At 46.7% G+C, this 25735-nt stretch carries 20 protein-coding genes; 15 read left to right on the top strand and 5 right to left on the bottom strand.

Annotated features, from left to right (window positions below; all coding sequences use genetic code 11):
• Window positions 1–143: 143 nt before the first annotated feature.
• Genes ACRRU2_RS00410 through ACRRU2_RS00420 form a run of 3 tightly spaced genes read right to left on the bottom strand, consistent with a single transcriptional unit; the run spans window position 144 to window position 3412 of the window.
• Window positions 144–1976 (bottom strand): CotH kinase family protein, encoded by a 1833-nt coding sequence (locus tag ACRRU2_RS00410; protein ID WP_331699163.1) that lies wholly within the window; start codon window positions 1974–1976, stop codon window positions 144–146.
• A gap of 16 nt (window positions 1977–1992) precedes the next feature.
• Entirely contained in the window at window positions 1993–2697 is a 705-nt protein-coding gene (locus tag ACRRU2_RS00415; RefSeq protein ID WP_331699164.1) for a DUF4956 domain-containing protein, read from the bottom strand.
• Window position 2698: 1 nt separating this feature from the next.
• Window positions 2699–3412: a polyphosphate polymerase domain-containing protein gene (locus ACRRU2_RS00420; RefSeq protein WP_331699165.1), complete on the bottom strand. Its 714-nt coding sequence runs from the start codon at window positions 3410–3412 to the stop codon at window positions 2699–2701.
• 185 nt (window positions 3413–3597) lie between these two features.
• Here ACRRU2_RS00420 and ACRRU2_RS00425 point away from each other — a divergent pair, with 185 nt between their 5' ends.
• Window positions 3598–4839, top strand: coding sequence for a purple acid phosphatase family protein (locus tag ACRRU2_RS00425; protein ID WP_432499595.1), 1242 nt, complete (start codon window positions 3598–3600; stop codon window positions 4837–4839).
• Between the two features lie 35 nt (window positions 4840–4874).
• Here ACRRU2_RS00425 and ACRRU2_RS00430 read toward each other — a convergent pair whose 3' ends face one another.
• Entirely contained in the window at window positions 4875–6440 is a 1566-nt protein-coding gene (locus ACRRU2_RS00430; protein WP_432499596.1) for a sensor histidine kinase, read from the bottom strand.
• Window positions 6437–7114 carry a response regulator transcription factor gene (locus ACRRU2_RS00435; RefSeq protein ID WP_432499597.1) on the bottom strand — a complete coding sequence of 226 codons (678 nt, stop codon included), beginning with the start codon at window positions 7112–7114 and terminating at the stop codon, window positions 6437–6439. Before ACRRU2_RS00435 ends, ACRRU2_RS00430 begins: the two co-directional genes overlap by 4 nt.
• Window positions 7115–7291: 177 nt before the next feature.
• Between ACRRU2_RS00435 and ACRRU2_RS00440 the strand changes: the two genes are divergently transcribed.
• From ACRRU2_RS00440 to ACRRU2_RS00505, 14 genes are all read left to right on the top strand, one after another.
• The gene (locus ACRRU2_RS00440) at window positions 7292–8560 is read left to right on the top strand and encodes a DUF445 family protein (protein WP_432499598.1); all 1269 of its coding nucleotides are present in this window, start codon (window positions 7292–7294) and stop codon (window positions 8558–8560) included.
• A 4-nt stretch (window positions 8561–8564) separates the two neighbouring features.
• Window positions 8565–9926 carry a DUF445 domain-containing protein gene (locus ACRRU2_RS00445; RefSeq protein ID WP_331699170.1) on the top strand — a complete coding sequence of 454 codons (1362 nt, stop codon included), beginning with the start codon at window positions 8565–8567 and terminating at the stop codon, window positions 9924–9926.
• A 7-nt stretch (window positions 9927–9933) separates the two neighbouring features.
• Window positions 9934–10311 (top strand): S-layer homology domain-containing protein, encoded by a 378-nt coding sequence (locus tag ACRRU2_RS00450; protein WP_331699171.1) that lies wholly within the window; start codon window positions 9934–9936, stop codon window positions 10309–10311.
• A gap of 167 nt (window positions 10312–10478) precedes the next feature.
• Window positions 10479–11468: a phosphotransferase enzyme family protein gene (locus tag ACRRU2_RS00455; RefSeq protein ID WP_331699172.1), complete on the top strand. Its 990-nt coding sequence runs from the start codon at window positions 10479–10481 to the stop codon at window positions 11466–11468.
• Between the two features lie 206 nt (window positions 11469–11674).
• Window positions 11675–12436 (top strand): IclR family transcriptional regulator, encoded by a 762-nt coding sequence (locus tag ACRRU2_RS00460; RefSeq protein ID WP_432499601.1) that lies wholly within the window; start codon window positions 11675–11677, stop codon window positions 12434–12436.
• Window positions 12437–12990: 554 nt separating this feature from the next.
• Window positions 12991–13866 carry a fumarylacetoacetate hydrolase family protein gene (locus tag ACRRU2_RS00465; RefSeq protein WP_331699175.1) on the top strand — a complete coding sequence of 292 codons (876 nt, stop codon included), beginning with the start codon at window positions 12991–12993 and terminating at the stop codon, window positions 13864–13866.
• An 84-nt stretch (window positions 13867–13950) separates the two neighbouring features.
• Window positions 13951–15405: an alpha-ketoglutaric semialdehyde dehydrogenase GucD gene (gucD, locus tag ACRRU2_RS00470; protein ID WP_432499602.1), complete on the top strand. Its 1455-nt coding sequence runs from the start codon at window positions 13951–13953 to the stop codon at window positions 15403–15405.
• A gap of 11 nt (window positions 15406–15416) precedes the next feature.
• Complete coding sequence (locus ACRRU2_RS00475) at window positions 15417–17420, top strand: YjhG/YagF family D-xylonate dehydratase (RefSeq protein ID WP_432499604.1); 2004 nt, start codon at window positions 15417–15419, stop codon at window positions 17418–17420.
• 9 nt (window positions 17421–17429) lie between these two features.
• The gene (locus tag ACRRU2_RS00480; RefSeq protein ID WP_432499605.1) at window positions 17430–18995 is read left to right on the top strand and encodes a glycoside hydrolase family 43 protein; all 1566 of its coding nucleotides are present in this window, start codon (window positions 17430–17432) and stop codon (window positions 18993–18995) included.
• A 102-nt stretch (window positions 18996–19097) separates the two neighbouring features.
• The gene (locus tag ACRRU2_RS00485) at window positions 19098–20846 is read left to right on the top strand and encodes a sensor histidine kinase (protein ID WP_432499607.1); all 1749 of its coding nucleotides are present in this window, start codon (window positions 19098–19100) and stop codon (window positions 20844–20846) included.
• Window positions 20839–22437: a response regulator transcription factor gene (locus tag ACRRU2_RS00490; protein ID WP_432499608.1), complete on the top strand. Its 1599-nt coding sequence runs from the start codon at window positions 20839–20841 to the stop codon at window positions 22435–22437. The genes ACRRU2_RS00485 and ACRRU2_RS00490 overlap by 8 nt, the downstream gene beginning before the upstream one ends.
• 108 nt (window positions 22438–22545) lie before the next feature.
• Window positions 22546–23871, top strand: a complete 1326-nt coding sequence (locus tag ACRRU2_RS00495) for an ABC transporter substrate-binding protein (protein WP_432499609.1) — start codon at window positions 22546–22548, stop codon at window positions 23869–23871.
• A 96-nt stretch (window positions 23872–23967) separates the two neighbouring features.
• On the top strand, window positions 23968–24888 hold the full coding sequence (locus tag ACRRU2_RS00500) for a carbohydrate ABC transporter permease (protein ID WP_432499610.1): 921 nt from the start codon (window positions 23968–23970) through the stop codon (window positions 24886–24888).
• Window positions 24888–25727 carry a carbohydrate ABC transporter permease gene (locus tag ACRRU2_RS00505; protein ID WP_432499611.1) on the top strand — a complete coding sequence of 280 codons (840 nt, stop codon included), beginning with the start codon at window positions 24888–24890 and terminating at the stop codon, window positions 25725–25727. Before ACRRU2_RS00500 ends, ACRRU2_RS00505 begins: the two co-directional genes overlap by 1 nt.
• The last annotated feature ends 8 nt before the right edge of the window (window positions 25728–25735 follow it).

The raw sequence follows: 25735 nt of genomic DNA on the forward strand, positions 1-25735 counted from the left end.
GACAGGCTTCTTTTTCTGAAAATATAGGAAAGTATAAGTTTTCACCTTATACCTGTTCCTATATTTCAACGGTAAACGCGCCTCCTTCGTTTTAGCGAAGGACGGCGGAGCCGTTTATCCTTGGCGGTTGAATTTATTCATCATTAAACTTTTCTTCGATGATAGAATAGTACGACTAATAAAGAAACAATCAATAACGCGGCTGCACTGCCAAATATAATCAGCTCATGCTCAGCGTTAACATTTTTTGCCGCTTGTTGTCCGTCTCTTCCCGGAAAGCCGCCCATGCCGCCCATTCCTCCAGGAAACTCCATGTTAAAGCCGCCGCCGTTATTTTGCCGGTCGTTCATAAATTGCTCGAAACCCTCCGGCGGGTTTGCCGGATCAAATGCCGGCATTCCATTGTTATCAACAGGAAAGCCAGGATTCTCATTCATTTGATCATTGCCTGTATTGGCCCCCGGGTTAGGGGGGAATTGCCTATTCTGTCCGTTTTCTGCATTGGCGCCGGGGTTAACGTTCATCTGTCCGGCAGGCCTATTGCCGCCATTTCTGCCGCCCATGCCGTCACCAAAGCCGCCATTCATGCCTCCGCCCATACCGCCGCCAAAGCCGCCACCCATGCCTCCGCCGCTGCCTGAGCCGTCTCCAGAAGAAGGGGCACTGCCGTCAAGCTGCGCCGCAATGAGCGTTACTTGCGATTCATTAAATGATTTCAGCTGATCAATGCCTTCCACATACTGATCATAGGTGAAAAAGGCGGTCGGATCATCCTTTACATACGAATCAATAAGGGCTGCCAGCTCATCTACTCGTTTGTCAAATGTATCGCTTGCCAAGTAACCATTAATAATTGACGATAAAATTTCGTGGTACTGCTCTTTGTACTGCTCGTTGCCAAGCAGGATGCTAACGAGCGGGCGGTCCGCTACCGCTCCTGTCGTAGGCTCATCGATAAGTAAATTATTCGATCTACCGAAGCCGCCGAATGACATATTGAAATCCCAAGGCAATATTGTGAATTGTCCTTTATTTTCATACAAATAGTAATTATGCTTGAAATTGCCTTGATAGCTGTCCATATTGCTTGCTGCTATATTGAGTGCAATGTAGGATAGCGCACCTGTCACATTAAGTGAGTCTTCAAAATCAGATGCTGTATTAAGCTGCTCCAGCATGCTGAGCAGCTTGCTGTGATCCGTCCCTTTGGACTTCACATCGAATCCGGAGTAAGTATCGATATTGTCTGTATTTAACCAGCTGAGCTCGCTTCCGTTTCCGCCATTGGCTTTGTACAAGGCTCCATAGGCATTGCCAAAGTTTCTTTCCAGATAGGCGTTACCGATTTGTTCAACAGCAAGATACAAGCCCCACAGCTCATTATTGAAGTATATTTGCACAAAAGAATATTTGGGAGTTGGCAGCCCTAACTGCTCTGCCAGCTCGTAGGTTAAATATTCGCGCAATGAGGACGAATCGCTGAAGTTATTGTTCAAATTGATTTTAGTAATTCCGCCTATCGTTTGATTGACATATTCATCAAAGCTTAGCTTGAAGCTGTAACGATCAGTATTTTGATCATTTACGATACTCCGGAGTGAGGAATTGCCTTTGGTGCGAATAGCAATATTGTCAAAGACCATCCCGTTATATTCAACGGATGCTTGCTTGAATTGCTCATCGACGGCATTATCAAGCATATCCTGAAAGCTTGCTTCATCGATCGTAATATTGACTTTTACAACTTTATCTTTAGGAAACACTTGTTCATCAAGCAGCTTTTCATTGCTGGTTTTAGACTGGCTGCTTAATCCTATGGCGCCAGAAGTTACGCTGTTTGAGCGCTCAACAGTAGAACAGCCAGCACTGCATAGCAGCACGAGCAGTGCCGCCATAGCCGTAATGAAAGCTTTTTTTACCGAAAAACGCTTTGTCCTCAAATAAGGACGCGCATTGCATCTGCTTGTTGTCAGCATTATGCGCTACCTCCCTTTACGAAACATAGTCGCCGTTGTAGCTGATCAGTGTCGCATTGCGAATGCCAGGCTGCTGAGTGAGCTGGTTGATAAATTGGCCGCTTTTATCGCGCAATCTAATTTCAAGAGTCAGCTCGATATTGTTCGCAGTCACATTTTTTTGCTTCACATTATAACGTTTAATGGAAGAGGCCATATGTTTATGGAGCTGTTCCTCGGACTGGTCATCCATGCAATTAATAACGAGCAAATAAGGTGTATCCTTGCTTCCGCCTTTAACGAAGAAAAATAAAATAAGTCCAACGATCGCCGAGCCGATCATTGCCAGCGAATAGAAACCTGCTCCAGTGACGATTCCAACAGCTGCGGCCCAAAAAAGAAATATTAAATCAGTCGGATCTTTGATCGGTGTACGGAAACGGACGATGGACAATGCGCCGACCATACCTAGTGACAGAATTAGATTTGAATTAACGGCTAGTATGACAATTGCGGTAATCATGGTCATGCCAATTAACGATATGTTAAAGCTTTTGGAGTATAAAATGCCGCTGAATATTTTGCGATACAAGAAATAGATAAAAAGCCCAATTAGAAAGGCGACTCCAAGCGTGACCACAATTTGTGATATGCTTATAGTTGATCCAAAATTTTCAAGAACAGAATTTTTAATAATATCCGTAAAACTGGTCGATGTAGTGTTCGTGCTTGTGTTTGCCATGTTATTGATCCTCCCAAGTGTTTTGTTTTAACCATTTGCGGCATATGACATATTTGGATGCGGCCTGTCTGATTAAGCCTTCAAGCTGAAGCGAGCTGCGAATAACTTCGGGTAAGTATTCGTCATATTTCACTTCCATAATGATGCTGCCATTATCCAGGACAGGAACGGTCGGCGCTGACTGATCAAATAGCTGCAAATTATGCTGGCCGGAGCGCAGGTTTTTATCAAATGTAATGCGCACGTTTCCGTTGCTGCAAATAAAAGGCTCTCGCACATAATCGACGATTACCTTTGGCCTAAGCAGCTTATGCTCGGCCAAATAGTATATTTCCTGCAGCAGCGGCTTATTTTGCTCGAGCAGCGGTTTATAATCTCCGTAAATTAGTGAGTTGTAAAGTTGTCTCGTCAGCGGCTCTTTCAGCTTTGCAATATAATCTTGTTTTTTAATTTTTTTTTCAAAATGAATGACCTGATCGCTGAAATTGTAAATTCTTATTCGGTATTTCGCCCGGTCGCTAATCCCGCCCTGCTTGTCATGCAGCGCGCTGTTGCTGACATCGTCGAAGTACAAGCTTCGAATATGATACTGGCCGTCAGGACCGGCATGTTTATCATGCTCTAGCAGTTTGCTAAGGCGCTGCCGCAGTATATGATAATGGTGCTGCCCGATTAGATATTTCAATTCATGCCGAAATTTCAAGCTTTGTTTCATTTGTTTGCACCTCAGCTTTCTATATTGGATTGATTCGGTTGATAATTGTAATTGTAGAAGAGCGAGCTTATTTTAAAGTGAATCGAAACTGAAAGATTGCTGAATATCCTTTACAATTGCTTTACATTTGCTTGCAGTGAAGAGCATGATACATTTAATATTTACAATAGAAAGAGGGGGATGCTATGTCAGGCATCAAGCGGTGGATCGCCATCGCTGGCGCAGTTTTTTTAACCATTGCCGTCCTTGCAGGGGTATTTATCTATCATGCATTGCAGCAGCAAAGGCCGCACTCGATTGTGACTACTTTTCGGGGAGACCCGCATACATCCCGCGCCTTTACTTGGCAAAGCCCGGCAGGGGATAGCAAGGCTGTTCTTCAGTTGGTAAAGGCAGACGGGAAAAAATCAGATTGGTCGGATGAACGGGTGATAACTGTTGACGCCCAAACGACGGTCATGAGCGATGATAATGGTGCTTCTTACCGTATTCATAAAGCTGAAGCCAGCGGGCTTGAAGCGGGAACCATGTATCAGTACAGGGTAGGCGATGGGACAAAATGGGGATGGAGCAAGACAAGCAGCTTTCGAACTGAAGCAGAGCATACTGAGGCCTTTACCTTTATTAATGTAACAGATTCACAAGGAGAGACGGAGCAGCACTTCAATATTTGGAAGGACACGCTGGATCAAGCGTTTAAACAGTTTCCGCAGGCGGAATTTATCGTCCATAATGGCGATTTTGTCGAGTACCCGGAGGATACAGACGCTTGGAAGCTGCTGCTGAATAAGGCAAATGAGTGGATAACTAGTGTGCCGCTGATGCCGGTAACTGGCAATCATGATGAGGTCAAAGGTGATGCGAAAGAGTTTACAGCGCGTTTTTTTGTACCGGACAATGGAGCAAGCAAGTCCAATCCGGGAACAACCTATTCCTATCAATACGGATCAGCATTATTTATTATGCTGAACACAGAATCGAACAAAAAGGAGCAAACCCGCTGGCTTGAAGAACAGCTGGCCGCAAATACGAAGGAATGGATCATCGTGTCGATGCATAAAGGGCCTTATGGGGGAAAACCAAATGAGAAAATACAGGATTGGGTAGAGCTGTTTGATCAATATAAAGTTGATCTTGTGCTGCAAGGGCATAATCATGAATATGCAAGATCATTCCCAATGCGGAACGGCAAGGTAGTCGCTAACAGCGGTGAAGTAGTTTCTGGCAGAGAAGGGACCGTGTATGTGGTCACTAATGCGGCTGGAGCAAAGCTGAACAAAAAGAAAGAGGATCAGTTTTACCATCAGGTACATTTTCAAAATGGCGAAGCTATGTTTGCCGGTATTACAATTGAAGGTGACTCGCTCGTTTACAGCGCCTATAATCGTAGTGGTCGATTGCTGGACCGATTTGGGCTGCGGCATTAGCATGCATCAATATATTAAAAAAGACTGCTGATTGCTCAGCAGTCTGATAGGATCGGCAGCTGAATAATAAATTCACTGCCTTTTTTGTTTTGTTTTTCAGTAGGGCTGGCTTTATTCTCTCCGTACTGTAATGCAGACCGACCAGTTGTATTATTTCCAATGGCCCCTTCGGGCGGGCTTACAGCCCGGATTGTACCTTTGTACGACTCGACGATGGATTTGCTTATGGCAAGGCCAAGTCCGAAGCCACCCTTCAAGCGGCTGCGTGATGCTTCACTGCGATAGAAGCGCTCGAATAGATGCGGCAAATGCTCCGTGGGGATTCCGCTGCCGTTATCCTCCATACGGATAATAGCATGCTGACGCTCTGTGTAAAGGACAAGCTTGATGACTCCTTCTGCCTCATCAGTATGCTGTACAGCATTTTGAAATAAATTGAGCAGCACTTGCTTCAACTGATCAGCTTTGGCATATACGGCAGCAGGCTGATAGATGTTAAGCTCCACCTTGCGATTGCCTGCCAGTAATTGCAGCTGCGGCAGCAGCTCGGATAAGAGTTTGTCAATATGCACGGGCGACAGCTGCAGCTTCGGTGATTGATCGAGTTTAGCCAGCGTAAGCAATTCCTCAACCAGCCTTATAATTCGCTGTGATTCCCCCTTCATGCTCGTAAGCGCGCTTTGCAATTGCTGCGGGTTTGAAGCTGCTCCGCGGAGCAGCACATCGATAAAGCCATGTATGGATGTAAGCGGCGTACGCAGCTCATGTGAAGCATCAGCAATAAATTGGCGCATTCTGTCGGTCATCTCCCGCTCTGCTTCGAAGGCTTGATCGAGCCTTTGAAGCATGCCATTAAATGCTTCCGACAGCGTATCAATTTCTTGCTGGCCTTGATGCACGGGGAGCCGTACCGTCAAGTTGCCAGCGTCGGTTTTTTCTGCAGCGGCAACGATCCGGGATAATGGTGCAAGTGCACGGTAAAGTGTGATCGCATATAGGATTGCGGCGCAAAGCAGCGCAGCTAGAGCAAGCACGGTATAGATCGATAGCTGGGTAAGCAGCAGCTTGTCCAGCGAGGCCGTGTGAAAACCGACCTGTATAACTCCTTTCGGTGCTTCAGGCGGACCGGCGATACGAAAAACGAGCAGCTGTTGCTCAGAGCCGGAGCCCGTTTCTATATAATAGGGTTTTGCTTTTTTGTCCATTTGTTCATTTATAATCTTGCTATAACGTTCATTTGACAACTGTAGAGGGTCAACAGCATCGTGCTGAGAAAGCGTAACAGCTTCACCATTGAGCGTGATGTACATCAAAGTCAAATCCGGTTGAAACAACAGCGGTACGAAGGGTGTGTTTCTAGGCGGATATTGTGTATTGTTTTTTGGAGGCTGCATATTGCCTGTTGCGCGCTGCAACAATGCAGGATCAGGCGGTAAGCTCATGAGCTGAGTTTGCAGCGACTCTGCTTTATTCCGATAGACAAAGTCTTTCATAAAAAAGTATTGCAGCAACCCAACGGCTAATAGCACACAAGCGAGCAGCAGCAGGGACGATTGAGCGAGCCGACGGCGCAAGGAGCGGGGGAATAGGCGCATCTTCATAAGTCTAACCGGTAGCCGGCACCGCGCAAAGTGCGTATTAATCGATGATCAGCATCCTGCAGCTTGTCTCGCAATGAACGAATATAAACCTCAACAATATTGTAATCCCCGCCAAATTGGTAGCCCCAGACATGATCAAGAATAGATGACTTGCTAAGTACAACCCCTTTATTCAGTACAAGATATTGCAGCAGCTTATATTCAGTAGGCGATAGCTCAAGCAGCTGATTGTTATAGGCAATTTCGTTGCGCTTACCGTCCATGCGGAAAGGCCCAATTTCCACAACGTCAAGCAAATGCGGAAACTGGTTGCGGATTCTGGCGCCAATACGTGCGAGCAGCTCGGTAAAGCTGAATGGCTTTACCATATAATCATCAGCGCCGATATTCAATCCTTTTACGCGGTCTTCAATTTCATCCTTAGCTGTGAGCATAATAATAGCTATCTGGCTATCCTGCGACCTTAGCGCATTGCAAATCGCAAAGCCGTCCATGCCAGGCATCATAATATCCAGAATAACGATATGCGGCTTAAATTGCTTGGCGGCTTCAAGTGCAGCCGGGCCATTGTTGGCAATAAAAGTTTCATAGCCTTCGTTAGTCAGGCCTAATTCAAGAAATTGCGTAATGCTCGGTTCGTCATCTGCAATTAAAATTTTAATAGTCCCATTCATTGCTTGCGTCCTCCATATAGATATGATCAAAAGTATAGAGCACAGGCTGTCATGATTGCAATTAAATCGATTTACATTATAAAAGTGGATGCGCTATGCTAAAAAGGTTACTATATAGATAAATGGTCATTTACAGGAATTATATGACAAACAGCCTAAGAGATTGGAGCTCCAGACATGTCGAAAGAAAATATTCGAAAAGGCGCCAATACAGCCTTGGCCGTATCCGGAGCAGGGATATTAGCAGCATTTCCATTTCAGAACACCTTTGCAGGCGGTTTATTATTTTCAGCATGCAGCGCGGCAGTCATTGGCGGGCTTGCAGATTCATTTGCTGTGTCCGCTCTTTTCGGAGAACCGCTGCGCATCCGTTGGCCTAGCTGGATGGGTACTAGAATTATTGCTAAAAATAGAGACAGGCTAATAAAAGAGCTTGTCCATATGGTCGAGCATGAATTGCTGACAGTAGACAATATACGCTTGAAGCTGGGAGAGCTTTCCTTCTCCTCGATGGCTCGGGCTTATCTTGAGCAGGGCGGGGAAGAAGAGCTTAGCCGTATTGCCCAAAAGCTGGTTACGGAATTTGTTGCCAGGGCGGATATTAAAAAGCTGTCTGCTGATCTGGAGGAATTACTGTTTAATCATGCGGATGCCATATCGTTATCTGATCTGCTTGCTGACATCGCACACTGGTCTATTAAGCATAATTATGATAGCGAGCTGATTGCTTTTTTAGCCAAGCAGCTGCAGAAAGCTGCGCAGTCGACTACGTTTCGGGCAATATTAGAGAAGCTGATCCACTCTGCGATTAAATCGTACGAAGGAGATAAGTTCAGAAGACGCTTGTTAGATTATGCCGCGGGACTAAATAGTGAATTCATTACGGACAAGATTCAACAGTGGCTAATTCAATATTTGGATAAAGCGTCAAAGCCAGTGCAATATGAGCATCAGCTGCTTAGGCAGCAAATACAGAGCCTGGAGCTGCGGCTGAGGCATGATCATGACTTTCGGAAAAAGGTTGAAGAGGGCAAGCTCACAGCTGTAAAGGCTATTCATCAAAATAAACAACTTGCGACACTGCTGGAGAAATTAATTATTTCCCTTCAAGGGCAGCTTACAGACAGCTTTATAACAGGAGAGACATCTGTACTTTACAGCAAGAGCAGGCAGTGGCTGGCAGCTTGGCGCAGCAACGAATCGAAACAAGCGGATTTCGATCAGATGATTAAACAATATGTGCTGCGAATAATCGAGCAAAAGCATGCAATTATAGGAAGGACAGTGGAAGACGGGCTAAATAAGTTTTCTGAGCAGCAGCTGATTGATTTAGTAAAAGAAAAGGCAGGCAAGGATTTGCAGTTTATCCGGTTAAATGGAATTGTGGTAGGCGCTTTAATCGGTTGTGTCATTTATTTAAGCACATTTTGGATTGGGGTGAAATAATCCCATGACAATGAGAACGAGAGCTAATGTAAGCTTGGCGTTGCTGGCAGTATTGTTTTTCCCGGCACTTTATTTGGTAAAGCATTATTCGTCCGAGTGGTGGCCGTCGTTGCTGCTGTATACGATCGAAGCCGGTTTAATCGGCGCATTAGCGGATTGGTTTGCGGTAACGGTGCTGTTTCGTCATCCGCTAGGGATGAAATGGGTGCCTCACACTGCTATCATACCGCGCAATCGCACAAAATTAATTGATGGCATCGTCATGATGGTCGAGGGACAGCTGCTTGGCAAGCAGATGCTGCTGGATAAGGTGCGCCAACTGAATATCGTTCAGACGCTGATTCGCTGGGGAGATCAGGAGCAGACACGCAAGCAATGGAGCGAGAAGCTCTGGCAGCTGCTGCTTAGCGTAAGCTCGAAACATAAAACCTCAGAGCTTGCTTCCAAGCTAGATACAGCCGCCCGCAGCAAAATAAAAGAGCAGGATCTTTCCTTTATGATTGGTAAGCTGATGCGCTACTTATTGGAAAAACAGTATATGGACAGCATATTGAATCAGCTGCTCTCAGTTGTAAGTAAGCAGCTTGAAACGGAAGAAACAAAGGTGAGGATATATGAGCTGCTGCAGGCAGAGAAGGAGAAATTCTCCAATTCCGGCGGCGGAGCAATGCGCTGGCTGAAGCAAAAGCTGATTCAATTTGCAGAATCGTCCGATGCTGTAAATTTGGAAGAAGCAGCTAATACTTTATACCGCGATTTGCATGCATTTTTGCACGAGCTGCAATCGCCGGAGCATGAGCTGCGCCAATACATTTATAAAACGCTGTATGATTTGTCGTCGCAATTGGAAGACGATATTGATGTGCGGGCGGCAGTTGAAGAGTGGAAAAATGAACTGCTGGAGCAAATATCGCTGCAGCCCTCCTTCGAAGCTATGCTTAGCGCGGTTTATTATTTACTGCATCAGGATACTGAAGCCTTAATGAGGCCACTGCATAAAGAAGCTGATTCTGAGAGACACACGATTAGCAAAAATGAGCTGCAGCGCTGGCTGCAATGGCTGATTACAACATTTTGGCGAGGCTTTCGCAGCGATAAAGAGCTGCAGCAGCAGCTGGAAACATATATCCAGCAGCTTATCGTCAAGCTGATTGAGGCGGAGCATGAGCAAATCGGCCTTATCGTCAGACGCACCTTGGATGATTTTTCTGAGGAACGCCTGGTCGAGTTTATCGAGAGCAAGGTCGATACTGATTTGCAGCGCATTAGGTTGAATGGCGCATTGATTGGCGCTGCGGCAGGTGCGATCATCTACTGCTTTTTGTACGGGATCTATAGTCCTCTGCTGGGATGGGCAGCTGGATGACAGGAAAGTGGATGGCGGCGAGCGGGTCCCATTCAAGGACACAGCATCCCATTGGGCGAAGTCTTCTATTAATCTTGCAGTCGCAAACGGCATTATTCAAGGTTATGGCCTGACCTTCGGGCCTGAGGACGCTCTGACAAGAGAGCAGATGGCCGTCATATTAGCGAAGGCGCTAAACCTGACGCTCGATGTCGACGCTGTGGAATTCCGGGATAATGCGAAAATGTCTTCATGGGCAGTTTCATCCATTGCGGCTGTTGTGTCAGGCGGTATAATGGACGGCTATCCGGGAGGAGCATTCAAGCCGCGGTCGGCCGCTACCCGGGCGGAGGTTGCTGCTGTACTTGTAAAGCTGCTTCTGCTGCTGCCATCGCGGGACAAGTAGCAGGCGCAGTCGCTGCATCGTATATGAAAAAAACTCTGGAGCGGCCTTTCGGAAGAAGGGCCGTTTTTTTTAAAAAAATTAACCGGCAGGAAAACACAAAACTTGGAGGTAATATAGGACTTAATAAGGAATATAGTACCTATCCGATAAAATTAGGAGACGATTAAATGGACACTTTATTAAGCGAGACGTTGGTCTTTGATGACATAATAAAAACAGTTCATCGTTTATTCAATTTGAATGTTCTTAATTCTACTCCAATAAAGCGTGGCTGGTTAAACTTAAAATGGAAGATCACTACTGATTCAGGGCAACAATTTTTACTTAAACAATACAACAAAGAAAGATTTAAACGATTTAATCAGGAGGAACTATTGTTTGCTTTCTCTCAACAGGTTAGATTGAACGGCCAGGGACTTGCTTGCCCTAATTTGTTATCACATAATGACACTATTTTATTAAGATCTGATAACGAAGAAATTTTCATAGTGATGGAATATTGTCATGGGAAAATAATTGCACCAGGTAAAAGTAATGTCCATCAAATATACGACTTAGGTCGAGCAACAGGAAAAATGCATCGTTTGCTAAATGACGGGACACTTGGAATTAAGAAAAACCCGAAATTTATTCCTCCAAACCGTGAGGATCGTTTAGCACATTGGAATTTAGTTCTGGAAAAGACAAAGGAGTCTGATAAATTTCATTTGATTGCTGATGTCGAAACTCAAAGTATAGTAACTGAACAAATGGATTTAGAAGTACTTGAATCACTTCGATTAGGATGGGCACACCGTGATCTTTGGGTCGATAATCTTTTATTTGAGGATAGTCGATTGACTGTTATTTTAGATTTTGACCGGCTAAGCTATGATTATCCGCAACTTGATGTAGCTCGTGCTGTTATATCGTGTGCCCTAGATGATCATTTAGATGTCTCCTTAGCCTCAGCATTTATGGAAGGGTACAGCGAGGAATGCATCGTGATGGAGGGCTATTTAACAAATTCATTACGTTTGTTATGGTATATGGAAAGTACGTGGTGGATAAATGCTCAAATGGATCACCACAGTGTACCGCCAGCACGCTTTGCAAAAGAAATGATTTGGCTTGCCGAAAATTATAAAAACATACCCTCTATTTTGAGCAATATATGAAGCATGAATTGAACGACTGACAGCCATGATTTAATATTTCATTGTTTATACATATTGTTTTATCCTGTGCCGCCGCACATTCACGGTTTTATTTTGTTATAGACAGCACCGCGGTCGTTTGCTATGATCTAGTTGAATAGTTGATTTTTGAGAACATGGTTTTATAATATAAAACTATTAGAAGGGAGTGTACATACTATTTAATTATGCCCATTATACAAGCGCTGGATCGCGCACTTAAAATTGTCGATCTGTTCGACGATCAGCATATGGAATTAAAGCTTTCCGAAATATGCGCAGCTATGAATCTGCACAAAAGTACCGTGCATTCACTGCTTAAAACGCTTCAGCTTCATCAATATATTGATCAGGATGAGCAAAGCGGAAAGTACAGGCTAGGCATGAGGTTTGTAGAGAAGGGGCAGCTGCTGCTGCAAAACTTTGATATTCGAGATATAGCACGGAATCATCTTCGCTCCTTGTCCGCTGCAACGGGACAAACGACACATTTGGTCATTCTTGACGGCAAGGAAGGCATATACATTGATAAGGTAGAGGGGCAAAAGGCAGCGATCAGGTATTCACGCGTTGGCAAGAGAGTGCCGCTGCACAGCAGCGCTGTCGGCAAGGTGCTTACAGCATTCCGCTCCTCCGAGGAGCAGCAGTCCATGCTGAAGGATTACAAGTTTTCACAGCATACAGACAAAACGCTCGGCACGCTTTCAGCCTTCGAACATGAACTGGAGCTTGTAAAGCTGCAAGGGTATGCGATTGATAATGAAGAGAATGAGCCGGGCGTTCGTTGTGTTGCTGCACCGATCATCAATCACTCTGGTCAAGTTATCGCAGCCTTGAGTCTGTCAACGATGGTCGCCCATGTTGACGATCATGAGCTGAAGCAGCTTATTCAGCTCGTATGCGAGGAGACGGCAGCCATTTCTAAACAGCTGGGCTATAGATTGAAATAGATGGATATTTGGATATTTTCCCAAATTGATCGACATGGTCACACGTTCCGTTATTTGCCTTGAAACCGCTATTTATTTCATTTCGCGGTCACACATTCCGCTATTCGACTCTAAATGAGGGTTTTACTTCGATTTATTGATCAATAACGGAACGACTGTCACTTTGCCGCCTCAAAAAATGCGATTTTGGGTGTAATAACGGAACGACTGACCAGCTAGGGAAGCAGCTGATCATTGTGGAACGGGTAACAAGTAACCGAAAGGGAATAGTATAGCGACCAAGTTTGGGCGAGGGATTATTCCAGCTCTATTCTTGTCCCTGTTACCTCCTATTATTGGTTACCTGCGTTAGTCCAAAATGAATCAACACGCTCCTGACAGCCATTACAATTTGCAGGAGTAGTTTTTCAACAGCCTGATGTTAGCAATGATGTTAGTAATGATGTTAGTAATGATGTTAGTAATGATAGTAGCATTTGGTCTATTTTTACACTAAATGCTGCAATAATATGAGAACATCGTTTTATAATATAAAACCAAAAGGAGCTAGACAGATGAAAATTATTCGTTATCGCCATCAAGAAGCAGCACAATTAGCAGCTGTAACCGAAGAGGGAAAGATTTATCCGCTAATAGACGCAGATTTTATGGCGCTTCTCGAGCGTGCTGAGCAAGCAGGCATTACACCGCTGCAAGCGGTAGAAGCAGCAATAAGCAAGGCTCAGCCGATTGCCGAATGCATGGAGCAGTTGGAGCTGCTCGTTCCTATTGAAGCGCCGGAGGTATGGGCGGCTGGCGTTACTTATGCGCGCAGCAAAGAGGCAAGAAATTACGAGGCAACGGGCGGAAAGCTGGATGCGCTTACGTTTTACGACAAGGTATACGACGCCGAGCGTCCAGAGCTGTTTATGAAATCAACAGCAGCGCGGACGGTTGGTCCAAGTGATCATGTATGTCTCCGCAATGATTCCAAATGGCAAGTGCCGGAGCCAGAGCTGAGCCTGGTCGTGAACACTAAGGGAGATATCGTCGGTTATACAGTCGGCAATGATATGAGCTGCAGAGATATTGAAGGGGAAAATCCACTCTATTTGCCGCAAGCAAAAATGTGGAAAAGATCATGCTCGATCGGTCCGGCAATCCGTTTGGCTGAAACCGTTCAAGACCCTTACAAGCTGGATATTAACCTGCGCATTTACAGGAATGGGGAAAAGGTTGTCGATGAATCAGCCAGTACAGGGCAATTAAAGCGTAAATATGACGAGCTCGTTTCCTTCCTGCTGCGGGACAATGAGATATTTAACGGGACGGTTCTTATGACAGGCACTTGTATAGTTCCTCCTAATCAGTTCAGCCTGGAGGGCGGAGACCGCATTGAGATCGAGATTTCTGAAATAGGAACTCTAGTTAACACTGCAGCATGGGCTTGATGATACAAGCTATGAATTGAAAGATTCAAATGGCAGATAGGGTTTAAGAGAAAGGTATAATTATATTTGAGAGGATGCGTTAAAATGAACGAACAACATGTTAAAAACTATATGAATGGACAGTGGAGAAGCGCAGACAGCAATGAGACGCTGACAAGTATTAACCCTGCTAATCGAAATGAAATCATAGGCTATATTCCAAGCTCAGGCAAATCAGACTTGAATGCCGCAGTGCAGGCTTCCAAGGAAGCAAGATTGGGCTGGAAAAAGCTTTCTGGCTCGCAGCGCGGTGATTTTCTGTTCCGTGCAGCTGATATTATGCAGAGCCGTGTGGATGAAATCGGCGAAATCATGACGAGGGAAATGGGCAAAACACTGCCGGAAGCAAAAGGAGAAACATTACGCGGCATAGCTATTTTACGTTATTATGCTGGAGAAGGGATGCGCAAGGTTGGCGATGTTATTCCTTCCACTGATGCAGATGCCTTCATGTATACAACGCGCACGCCGCTTGGCTCCGTGGGTGTTATCTCACCTTGGAACTTCCCGGTAGCGATTCCGATCTGGAAAATAGCTCCCGCACTAATTTATGGAAATACGGTTGTATGGAAGCCTGCTACTGAAACTGCCGTAACCGCAGCTAAAATCATGGAATGCTTCCATGATGCAGGCTTGCCGGCCGGCGTATTGAACATGATTATTGGCAGCGGCTCTGTTATCGGCCAAGGCATTGCCGAGCATGAAGATATAAATGGCATTACTTTTACTGGATCCAATAACGTCGGCAAGGCGGTAGGCCAGGCTGCACTGGCGCGCGGCGCTAAGTACCAGCTTGAGATGGGCGGCAAAAATCCTATCATTATTGCGGCTGATGCAAATCTCGACCTTGCCGTCGATGCGACGATAAGCGGAGGACTACGTTCGACCGGACAAAAATGTACGGCGACAAGCCGTGTCATTGTCGTGAAAGAAATTTATGAGCAGTTCAAGGAGAAGCTTGTCGAGCGTGTGAAGGAGCTTAAAGTAGGCGACGGAATTGACGCTGCTACTTGGATGGGACCTTGCGCCAATGAGAAGCAGATGGAAACGGTGCTGTCTTACATTGAAAAAGGCGTCGCTGAAGGGGCGGTTCTTCTGTACGGCGGCACGCGTCCTGAGAACAGCAGTTTGGATAACGGCTTCTATGTGACGCCTGCTATATTTGATAAAGTTACGTCTTCTATGTCAATCGCACAGGAGGAAATATTTGGGCCGGTATTGGCTTTGATCGAGGCTACAAGCTTTGAAGAGGCAATAGAGCTGGCTAATGATACGGAATACGGGCTAAGCGCATCGGTCTATACCCAAAATATCGGAAAGATGCTAACCTTTATTCAAGATATGGAGGCTGGGCTTGTGCGTGTAAATGCGGAGACAGCCGGTGTTGAGCTGCAGGCTCCATTCGGCGGCATGAAGCAGTCAAGCTCGCATTCCAGAGAACAGGGACAGGCAGCCATCGAATTTTTCACTTCAATAAAAACGGTGTTTATTAAGCCATAAGGTGGATCGACATGAATGAAAAAATAGCGGGCATTATGGGAGAAGCTTCAGACAGCATTTATAGCATTTATACGCATGCGTCCGGGCCTGCCGGCGCTTTGCCGCTGACGCCGGAAATGCTTAAAAATTCGCCAAGCGGCGATTTGTTCGGATTGACCCAAAACGTCGGCATGGGCTGGAATCCAGCCCGGCTGCTTGGCAAGCAAGTATTAATACTCGGCACACAAGGCGGAATAAGGGATGAAGCGGGAAATCCAATAGCGCTCGGCTATCATACCGGACACTGGGAGATCGGCCTTCTAATGGAGGCAGCGGCAAAAGAAATAACGAAGAGCGGAGGCATTCCTTTTGCCGGCTATGTGAGCGACCCATGCGACGGGCGCTCGCAAGGCACGACGGGCATGTTCGATTCGCTGCCGTATCGCAACGATGCGGCAGTCGTATTGCGCCGCCTCATACGCTCCTTGCCGCAGCGGGCGGCAGTGCTCGGCGTCGGCACCTGCGACAAGGGACTGCCCGCCATGATGCTTGCGCTTGCTGGATCGACGCAGCTGCCGGGCGTAATCGTACCTGGCGGCGTAACACTGCCTCCAACGCATGGCGAGGATGCCGGCAAAATTCAAACGATCGGGGCGCGCTATACGCATGGCGAGCTTTCATTGGAGGAGGCGGCTGATCTCGGCTGCAGAGCATGCGCTACCCCGGGCGGCGGCTGCCAATTTCTAGGCACGGCCGGAACCGCCCAAGTTGTAGCGGAAGCGCTGGGCATGACAGTGCCGCATGCAGCGCTCGCGCCTTCCGGGCAGCCGATCTGGGAGGAAATGGCCCGCCAATCAGCCCGCGCTGCACTCTATATGGCTGATGCGGGACTGACGACCGGCCATATCATTACGAAGCAGGCGATTGCTAATGCGATGGCAGTCCACGCCGCTTTTGGCGGATCAACCAATTTGCTGCTGCATATCCCCGCCATTGCACACGCTGCCGGTCTGGCTGTTCCAACAGCTGCAGATTGGGCGGAAGTAAACCGCAGCGTGCCAAGGCTGGTCAGCGTACTGCCGAACGGACCTGAGCATCATCCGACAGTGATAGCGTTTTTGGCAGGCGGCGTGCCCGAGGTCATGCTGCATATGCGCAAGCTGGGCGTGCTTGATGAACAGGCGCTTACGGTAACGGGCAGCACGATCGGAGAGACGCTCGATTGGTGGGAGCAGTCCGAGCGCAGATACCATATGCGCAAGCATTTGCAGGAGCACGAAGGAATTGACCCGGATCGGGTCATCTTTAGTCCAGAGCGTGCCAAGCAAGCAGGGCTAAACTCTACGGTTACGTTCCCTTCCGGCAATATCGCTCTTGAAGGCTCAGTTATTAAATCAACAGCTATCGATCCTTCGAAAGTAGATGCGAATGGCATTTTCCGTCATGTTGGCCGCGCCAAAGTATTTACGACAGAGAAGTCTGCGATCTATGCCATCAAAAATCAAGGCATTGCAGCAGGAGACATCATGGTGCTGATCGGAAGGGGTCCTTCCGGTACTGGAATGGAAGAAACGTATCAGCTTACGTCAGCCCTGAAGCATCTGCCTTTCGGCAAAGAGGTTTCACTTCTGACAGATGCCAGGTTTTCGGGCGTGTCTACAGGAGCCTGCATAGGCCATATCGGGCCTGAAGCGCTTGCCGGCGGTCCAATCGGCAAGCTGCGCGACGGGGATTGGATCGATATTTTCATAGATTTAAACAAGCTTGAAGGTCATATTCATCTGGTAGGCTGCGGCGATCAGCCGGAATCGAAGGAAATCGGCGATGGCTTGCTGGCGATGCGTCAGGCTCATCCTGAACTCGCGAAGGACCCGGATCTGCCGGATGATACACGGCTATGGGCAGCTTTGCAGGCTGCCAGCGGCGGTACCTGGAAAGGCTGCGTGTATGATGTCGACCGCATAGTTGAGGTGCTGGAAGCAGGCATGCAGGCGATGGCGGATAAACAAGCAACGACCGAAAATGATGAAAGGTAGGAGAAGGCTATGATCAGCAACCCAATTTTGCGCGGATTTCATCCCGATCCTTCTATTGTTCGTGTAGGCGATGATTATTATATCGCTACGTCCACCTTCGAGTGGTTTCCTGGCGTGCTCATTCATCACTCCAAGGATTTGGTACATTGGCGGCCGCTTACTACGGTACTGAATCGTGCGTCACAGCTTAACATGGAAGGCAATGTCGATTCCGGGGGAGTATGGGCGCCTTGTTTAAGCTATTCCGATGGAATTTTTTATCTCGTATATTCGGATGTAAAGAGCCGGATGGGCGCCTTCAAGGATACGCCTAATTATTTAGTTACGGCTGCGGACATTATGGGTCCCTGGTCAGAGCCGGTATATTTGAACAGCAGCGGCTTCGATCCTTCCTTGTTTCATGACGATGACGGACGCAAATGGCTGGTCAATATGCTGTGGGATCACCGAAAAGGCACGAATTCCTTTGCCGGCACCGTGCTTCAGGAGTATTCTGCCGCCGAGCAGCGCCTGATCGGACCGAAAAAAAATATATTTAGGGGTACGGAGCTGCGTCTTACGGAAGGGCCGCATTTGTACAAGCGCAATGGCTATTATTATTTATTGACTGCAGAAGGCGGTACACAGTATGAGCATGCTGTAACGATGGCTCGTGCAGCTTCACTTGAAGGCCCTTATGAGGTGGATCCGAAAAATCCTATTTTAACGTCAGCGGGAAGGCCGGAGCTGCTGCTGCAAAAGGCTGGACATGCCAGTCTTGTAGAAACGCAAACAGGCGAATGGTATATGGTTCATCTTGTCGGCAGACCTGCAAGAGAGCGCTTCTGCACGCTCGGCCGGGAAACTGCGATTCAGCGCTGTTATTGGACAGAGGACGACTGGCTGGCCGTCGAAGGAGAAGGCTCCCCACTCGAGCAGGTGCAGCCGCCTCAGCTTCCTGCCTATCCATTTCCGGTACAGCCGGAGACGGATCATTTCAATACCGATGTGCTTGGGCTGCAGTGGTGCACGCTGCGCGTGCCAGCTGAGGAGAAATGGCTGAGCCTGACGGAGCGGCCCGGCTATTTGCGGCTTCGAGGCCGCGAGTCGATGAGCTCTACGCATCGTCAAAGCCTCGTTGCGCGCCGGCAGCAGTCGATGTACTGCGAAGCGGAGACGGAGCTGGAATTTGCCCCTGAGCATTTTCAGCAAATGGCAGGTTTGATCGTCTATTACGATACCCGCGACTATATTTATTTGCGTGTTACTCACCATGAGGAGCTTGGCACCGTCCTTGGAATTATTCAATCCATTAATGGCGTATATAATGAGCTGCTTGAGCAGGATATACCGATTGGCAGCGGCCCATTAGGTTTGAAGTTGAAAATCAATCGCGATCAAGCGAGCTTTATGTACAAAGAGCAAGGCAAGCAATGGCAGCCTGTCGGGCCTTCGCTCGATATGGTGCATCTATCGGATGAATGCTCCGATTACATTCGGTTTACGGGCACCTTTATCGGCATTTGCGCTCAGGATTTAAGCGGCGAAATGAAGCATGCCGATTTTGACTATTTTCGCTATTCAGAATTGGATTAGCACCATATGGAGTTGTTTCGCATGCAGCCGCGCTGCCGCGGGACAGCTCCCCTTTTCGTTATGGTATAATAAGCCGATATTTGCATCAGGCGGTGAAGCATCTTGCTGAAAAATCTTAAAATTAAAGAAAAGTTTTTTGTTATTCAATGTATTATGATGCTAATTGTGTGCGCAGTTACGCTCGCTGCCTTCCATACGATTGCAGAGAGCTATGAAAGCCAGATTTATGCGGAATCGGCAGAGATTTTGCAGCTTGCTTCTAAAACGATCGACAATGAGATGAAAAAGGTAGAGAAGCTGTCGTTTCAAATTAGTACGGATTCGCGGATCCAGCAATATTTGAGCGAAAGGCTTGATGAAAATGCTACGTACGAAAGCTTTAAAAATAAAGAAAACCTGGCCAACAGACTGCTGCTGTTTATGCATCAGGAAAACTACATTTCGTCATTGCGGATCGTAGATTCCCGCGGGGCTGCCGTCAATACCGTATTGTACAGCATTGCTGATCCGCCTGAGGATATGGAGCAGGTCGCTATTGCCGTGCAAGGTGAAAACAGGTGGATATACGGTGCGCCGGAATCGCAGCATTTAATTGCGGTCAGGCAAATAAAAGGAATGGAAAATTTAAATTTGGAGCATTACGGAGTGCTGATGGCCTGGATTGATATGGGCAAGCTGGTCAAGCAGCAGCTGGATTTATCGGGCAGCAAGCTGTTTTTTATCGCCCAGCAGGACCGGTTTGTTTATTCCTCGCAGCAGGGCTTTTTTGAGGAAAGGCAGTTCCCTTTCCATCATAGCAATAAAGGCTACACGATCGAGGAAATTGCCGGAGCCAAATATTTGGTTTCCTACTTAAAATCTGAAAGCAATGATGAATTGACCTACTATAATATATTGCCGTATGAATCCATTGCCCAAAAAACGGAAGAACTGCGCTCACTCGTTACGATCCTTTTTGTTGCCTTGTTTGTGATCGTTATAATTGCAACCCGTATAACAGCCCACAGTATAACGAAACCGCTTGCAGCGCTTACTGAAAAAATTAAAATGGTGCAGCGGGGGAGCTTTGATGTCCCAGATACGCATCATTCCTTTGCAAATATGGATGAGACCGGGCAATTGCATCGAAACTTTAGAATTATGCTGGAAAAAATAAACGAGCTGTTCAAAGAAAATTATCAGAAGCAGATTGTTATCAAAGAAACGGAATATAAGGCGCTTGAAGCGCAAATCAATCCCCATTTTCTATACAATACGCTCGATACGATCAACTGGATGGCGCACATCAATAAGCAATCACAAATCGCTGAAATGGTGGAAGCGCTGGGACAAATGTTCCGCAGTATTATAAGCAAGAAAAAACAGCTGATTACGCTGGAAGAAGAGCTGCAAATTGTGAAGGATTATATTACCATTCAGCGCCATCGCTTCAACGAAAGATTAATATTTAAGCTCAAAGCAGATCAAGAGGCTATGCAGGCATTAATACCTAAGCTGACGATTCAGCCTTTGGTCGAAAACGCCATTCAGCATGCGCTCGAAATGATGAGCGAGCCGTGCACGATTGAGGTAGCTGTCCAGCTGCTTAGCCCGCCAGCTGACGATTTTTCAGTACGGGAAATCAAAATTTTGATCCGGGATAACGGTTCAGGCATGGAGCAGGAAGTGCTGCAAGGGCTGCGAAATGGAGAGGTGCGCTCAAAAAAAGCGGGCATTGGCATGTCCAATATTAACGAGCGTCTGGCCATTATGTTCGGCGAGCAATATCAGACGCGAATTGACAGTCAACTAAACAGAGGGACTTCGGTTACGATCATACTTCCCTACAAAGAAGGTGAGCAGGATGCTTAAGGTTTTACTGGTGGATGATGAGAAAACGATACTGCAGGGCATCTCGATGCTGGTTGAATGGGAAAAGCTTGGTACAGCCTTGATTGGCACAGCGATGAATGGAAGTCTGGCTTATGATATGGTGCTGCAGGAGACGCCAGACATTATTATTACAGATATAAAAATGCCGATTATGAACGGCCTGGAGCTGATCAAAAAGGTGAAACATGTTAAACCTAAAGTTAAATTCATTATACTGTCCGGCCATGAGGAATTCGATTTTGCGAAGCAAGCGATGGAATTTGGCGTACAGCACTATTTGCTGAAACCTTGCAATCCGCAAAAAATTTCCACCGTGCTCGACTGTATGACAAAGGAAATTGCCATCGAGCATAAAAAAGAAAGCGACCTGCAGCAAACGATGTATCAGCTTGAAAAAGTGAAGCCGCATGCCGAGGAGCAATTTTTGCGCGAAATGCTGATCAATCGCAGCTATGGCGAGCAGGAATGGGCGGAACATATCCAAATGAATCACCGGTCGAAGGCACCGGAGGCCGTAAAGCTGCTTGTGCTGCAAATTGAGCGGACGAGCGAGCATATGTATTTGTTTGCGCTGAAAAATATATTAGTAGAATTGCTGGAGCGGACAAGCAGCTTTCTGCTCAGCACGTTGCTTGACGGAAAGGTCGTAATTGCAGTAAACGATCAGCAAAATAGCGAGCTTATTCCTGTGCATCAGCAAGCGACGTCAATTTTTGAAGCTTATTACAAGTACAAAGCTTTAGCCGTGATCAGCCGTTCTGGAGCAGTAGGCGAGCTGCGCAGATTGCATAAAGAAGCCGAGCTTTCCTTGAAGCACCATTTCTTCTATGGCGAAGGCAGCGTGATTGCGGAGGAACCGCAAATTCAAGGGGGCAAGCACATCACCGGCAGATCAGTCAACGAGGCTGAAGATAACAATGCCGCATTGCAGGAGGCAGATTTGAAGCAGGTGGCGGCGGCTGTTCGCAGCGGTGACTTATTGACGGCAACCGGCCTGATTGAGCAGTCGTTTGCTTCAATGGCAGAGTGCAATTTTTCAATCGAGCAGATCAAGAGAGAAGCGGCAGCGCTTTATATGGCTGTAATCAAGCAAGCTGACGCCAATGAGCAGGAGTCATTGTATAAGCAGATTATGGAGCTGCAGGAGCTTCAGACACTCGTGGAAATGAAAAGCTGGATAAAGGATGCAGCAGAGCAAATCATCGAGCAGTTTTTTAACGACGACGTCAATGCGCACAATGACATTGTGAGAAATATGCTGCGCTATGCTAGAGAAAATATAGCCGATGAATCATTCTCTCTATATAAGCTGGCTAATGAAATGATGTATATGAATGCGGATTATATCGGGAAGCTGTTCCGCCGGCATACCGGCCATCGTTTTAAGTCTTACATCGTCATTATGCGGATGGAACGGGCGAAGAAGCTGATCGATCAGGCAGAGGATATAAAAATGAATGAAATTGCAGAGCAGGTCGGCTTTGGCAACAATCCCAAATACTTTAGCCAGGTATTTAAAAAGGAGACGGGCTATACCCCTTCCGAATACAAAAAGCGCGGGCTGCAATAGACTGTTTTTTTAACCTTTTAGGACGGATTTATGGGTTCTTTACGCGCTGCTCTCATTCTATAATGAGCACAAGCAACATAAAGCAAGCTACTTAGAGGAGGGTATAACGTGTTCAAAAAAAGATGGGGCATCGCGTTAGTATCAGTCATGACAACAGCTGCGATGCTGACAGGCTGCGGAGGCGCCAATACAGGAGGGGCTGGCAGCAGTGCCGAGCCACAGAGCAGCAACAGCGGCAAAGATTCAAATCAAGAAGTCAAGCTTAGTGTAAGCTGGTGGGGATCACAAGCCCGCCATGACGATACGCTCAAAGTAATCAGCATGTATAAAGAGCAAAACAGCCATGTAACAATTGAACCCGAATTTTCAGGCTTTGCTGGATATTGGGAAAAGATGGCTGCGCAAGCGGCAGGAAACAATTTGCCAGACGTCATGAATCAAAACTTCGGCGATTATTTGACGCAGTACACAGAGAGAGGCTTGCTGGCGGATCTGAATCCTTTTATTGAAAGCGGTTTAATAGATGTGTCGCATATTGATGATGCTGTGCTTGATCTTGGCCGCCTAGACGGCAAGCTGGTCGGAATTCCGCTTGGCTTGAATGGCTATGGCACGATCTACGATGCGGAAATGTTCAAAAATGCCGGCGTTCCGGAGCCGGAGCTGGGCTGGACTTGGGCAGATGCTACAGAGGCAGCCAGAAAAATGAAGCAGAATACGCCTTACGGTGTTCACAATATGGAAATCCACAATGTAGCTGAAATCGTGCTTCGTCAGCATGGAGCACGCATCTTTAACCAGGATGGAACAGGACTTGGCTATGAGGATGACAGCATCATTGAGAACTTGCTGGCGCTTAAGCTGAATTGGATCAAGGAAGGGCTTGCGCCGACGCTTGATGTAAATATGCAGCATGACACACCGGAAAATAAGCTGATCGTGCTTGGCAAGCTGGGCATGGAATTCGGCTGGTCAAGCGGCATCGCGGGCACTTCCGAAAGCGCCAAGCGTCCGCTTAAGCTTGGTCCGCTGCCAAGTGATACAGGGGAGTACGGCGGGTTCCTACGTCCGGGCATGTTCTTCTCAATACCGGAAAGCTCGAAAAATAAAGAAGAGGCAGCCAAGTTTATCAACTACTTTGTAAATGATCTTGAAGCTGGAAAAGTTTTGCGCGCTGATCGCGGCGTTCCTGTCAATTCACAAATTCAAGAAGCGCTGAAGAGCGAAGTAGACGATGCTACTTTGCAGGCGTTTGAATATGTAGAGTTTTTAACGAAGCATGGCGGCCCGATTGACAAAAACCATCCGAAATCAGCAACAGAGGTTATGAATGCGCTGAAAGAGATTGACGAGCAGGTGCTTTATGAAAGAATGACGCCTGCCGAGGGCGCAAAGGAATTTAGAAAGAAAGCGGAGCAAATCTTGTCCAGATAATAACGGAATATGCTGTGCAGCTGCGCCCTGAATTCGTTACGGAATTCAGGGCGCAGCATAATCAGGCGGTGCATAGCTCTAGAAAGCGGTGATCTTATGGCAGCGAGCAATAACATCAAAAAAGTTAAAAACAGCAAAGGCTATTCCAATTTATCCGGCTATTTGTTTATTTCGCCTTTTTTAATCGGATTTATTGCGCTTAATGTGTTTCCTATCGGCATGTCCTTATATTTATCCTTTACCAGATATGATCTGCTTGGCGCCCCGGAATGGGTCGGCATGGATAACTTTATTCGAATGTTTACCAATGATGAGAAGTTTTGGACTTCGCTAAAAGTCACCTTTTTTTATGTTTTTACAGCAGTCCCCTTTCGATTATTGTTCGCACTTGGCGTAGCTATGCTGCTGGCCCGGCTTATAAGAGGGGCGGGCTTTTACCGGACGGCTTTGTATTTGCCTTCCATTATAGGCGGCAGTGTCGCTGTTGCGGTTATGTGGAAGCAGCTGTTTGGCAATGAAGGTGCAATTAACGGCATTATGGGCATGCTGGGGCTGCCAACCAGCTCATGGCTCGGAAATCCGGATACGGCAATATGGACGCTCATTTTGCTGTATGGCTGGCAGTTCGGATCGACCATGCTCATTTTTTTAGCGGGGCTAAAAAATATTCCGGTTTCCTTCTACGAAGCAGCCAGTGTGGATGGCGCCAATAAATGGTACCAGTTTACTAGAATAACGATTCCGCTGCTGACGCCGGTTATTTTATTCAATGTCATTATGCAATTAATAAGCGGATTTATGTCCTTTACATCCAGCTTTGTTATAACGAAGGGCGGGCCGCTCGACAGCACACTGCTCTATGTACTTTATATGTATCAGCGCGGCTTCGTTTATTTTGAGATGGGCTATGCATCGGCAATGGCTTGGATCATGCTCATTATTATCGCAATTTTCAGTGCGCTCGTATTCAAGAGCTCCGCGCATTGGGTGCATTACGAGTCAGGAGGCGACAAGTGATGATTGAAAGCAAAGCGACTAAAATTACTCGTCAAGTGACAGTCTTCATTCTGACAGCCTTTATGCTTTATCCGCTTATATGGATGATCAGCAGCTCACTTAAGGAAAGCTCGCAGGTGTTTGTTGAAGCACAGTCGTTAATTCCAAAGGGCTGGCACTTTGAAAACTATGTAAACGGCTGGAAAGGCTTTGGCGGCATTACCTTTACTACTTTTTTCTCAAATACATTTTTTGTCGTTATCGTATCTACGATAGGCAGCATTATTTCTTCAACGCTCATTGCATACGGCTTCGCTAGAATCCGTTTTGCTTGGCGTAACGTCTGGTTCGTCTGCATGCTGCTGACGATGATGCTTCCATTCGAGGTTATTATGATCCCGCAGTACATTATGTTCAACTGGTTCGGCTGGATCAACACTTATTACCCGCTCATACTGCCAACGTTTTTCGGCGTTCCATTTTTTGTGTTTTTGACGATGCAATTTATTCGATCCATTCCGTATGAGCTGGATGAGGCGGCAAGAATTGACGGCTGCAACCGCTTTGAAATTTTTTACCGGATTACGATTCCGCTTATCGTTCCCGCTCTTATGACCTGCGCTATCTTTTCATTTTATTGGAGATGGGATGATTTCATGGGGCCGTTGTTATACTTGAGCTCCCCGACGAAATACACGCTGGCGCTGGCGCTTAAAATGTTCTCGGACCCTGAAGCCGTTACGGATTGGGGCGCATTGTTTGCCATGTCAACGTTAAGCTTATTGCCTGTAACGATCATATTCTTTAGCTTCCAGCGTTATATTGTGGAAGGAATCAGCACGAGCGGCTTGAAGGGTTAATTCTAGAA

The organism is Paenibacillus sp. GXUN7292 (assembly GCF_050864975.1).
In the GTDB taxonomy this organism is placed as follows: Bacteria; Bacillota; Bacilli; order Paenibacillales; family Paenibacillaceae; genus Pristimantibacillus.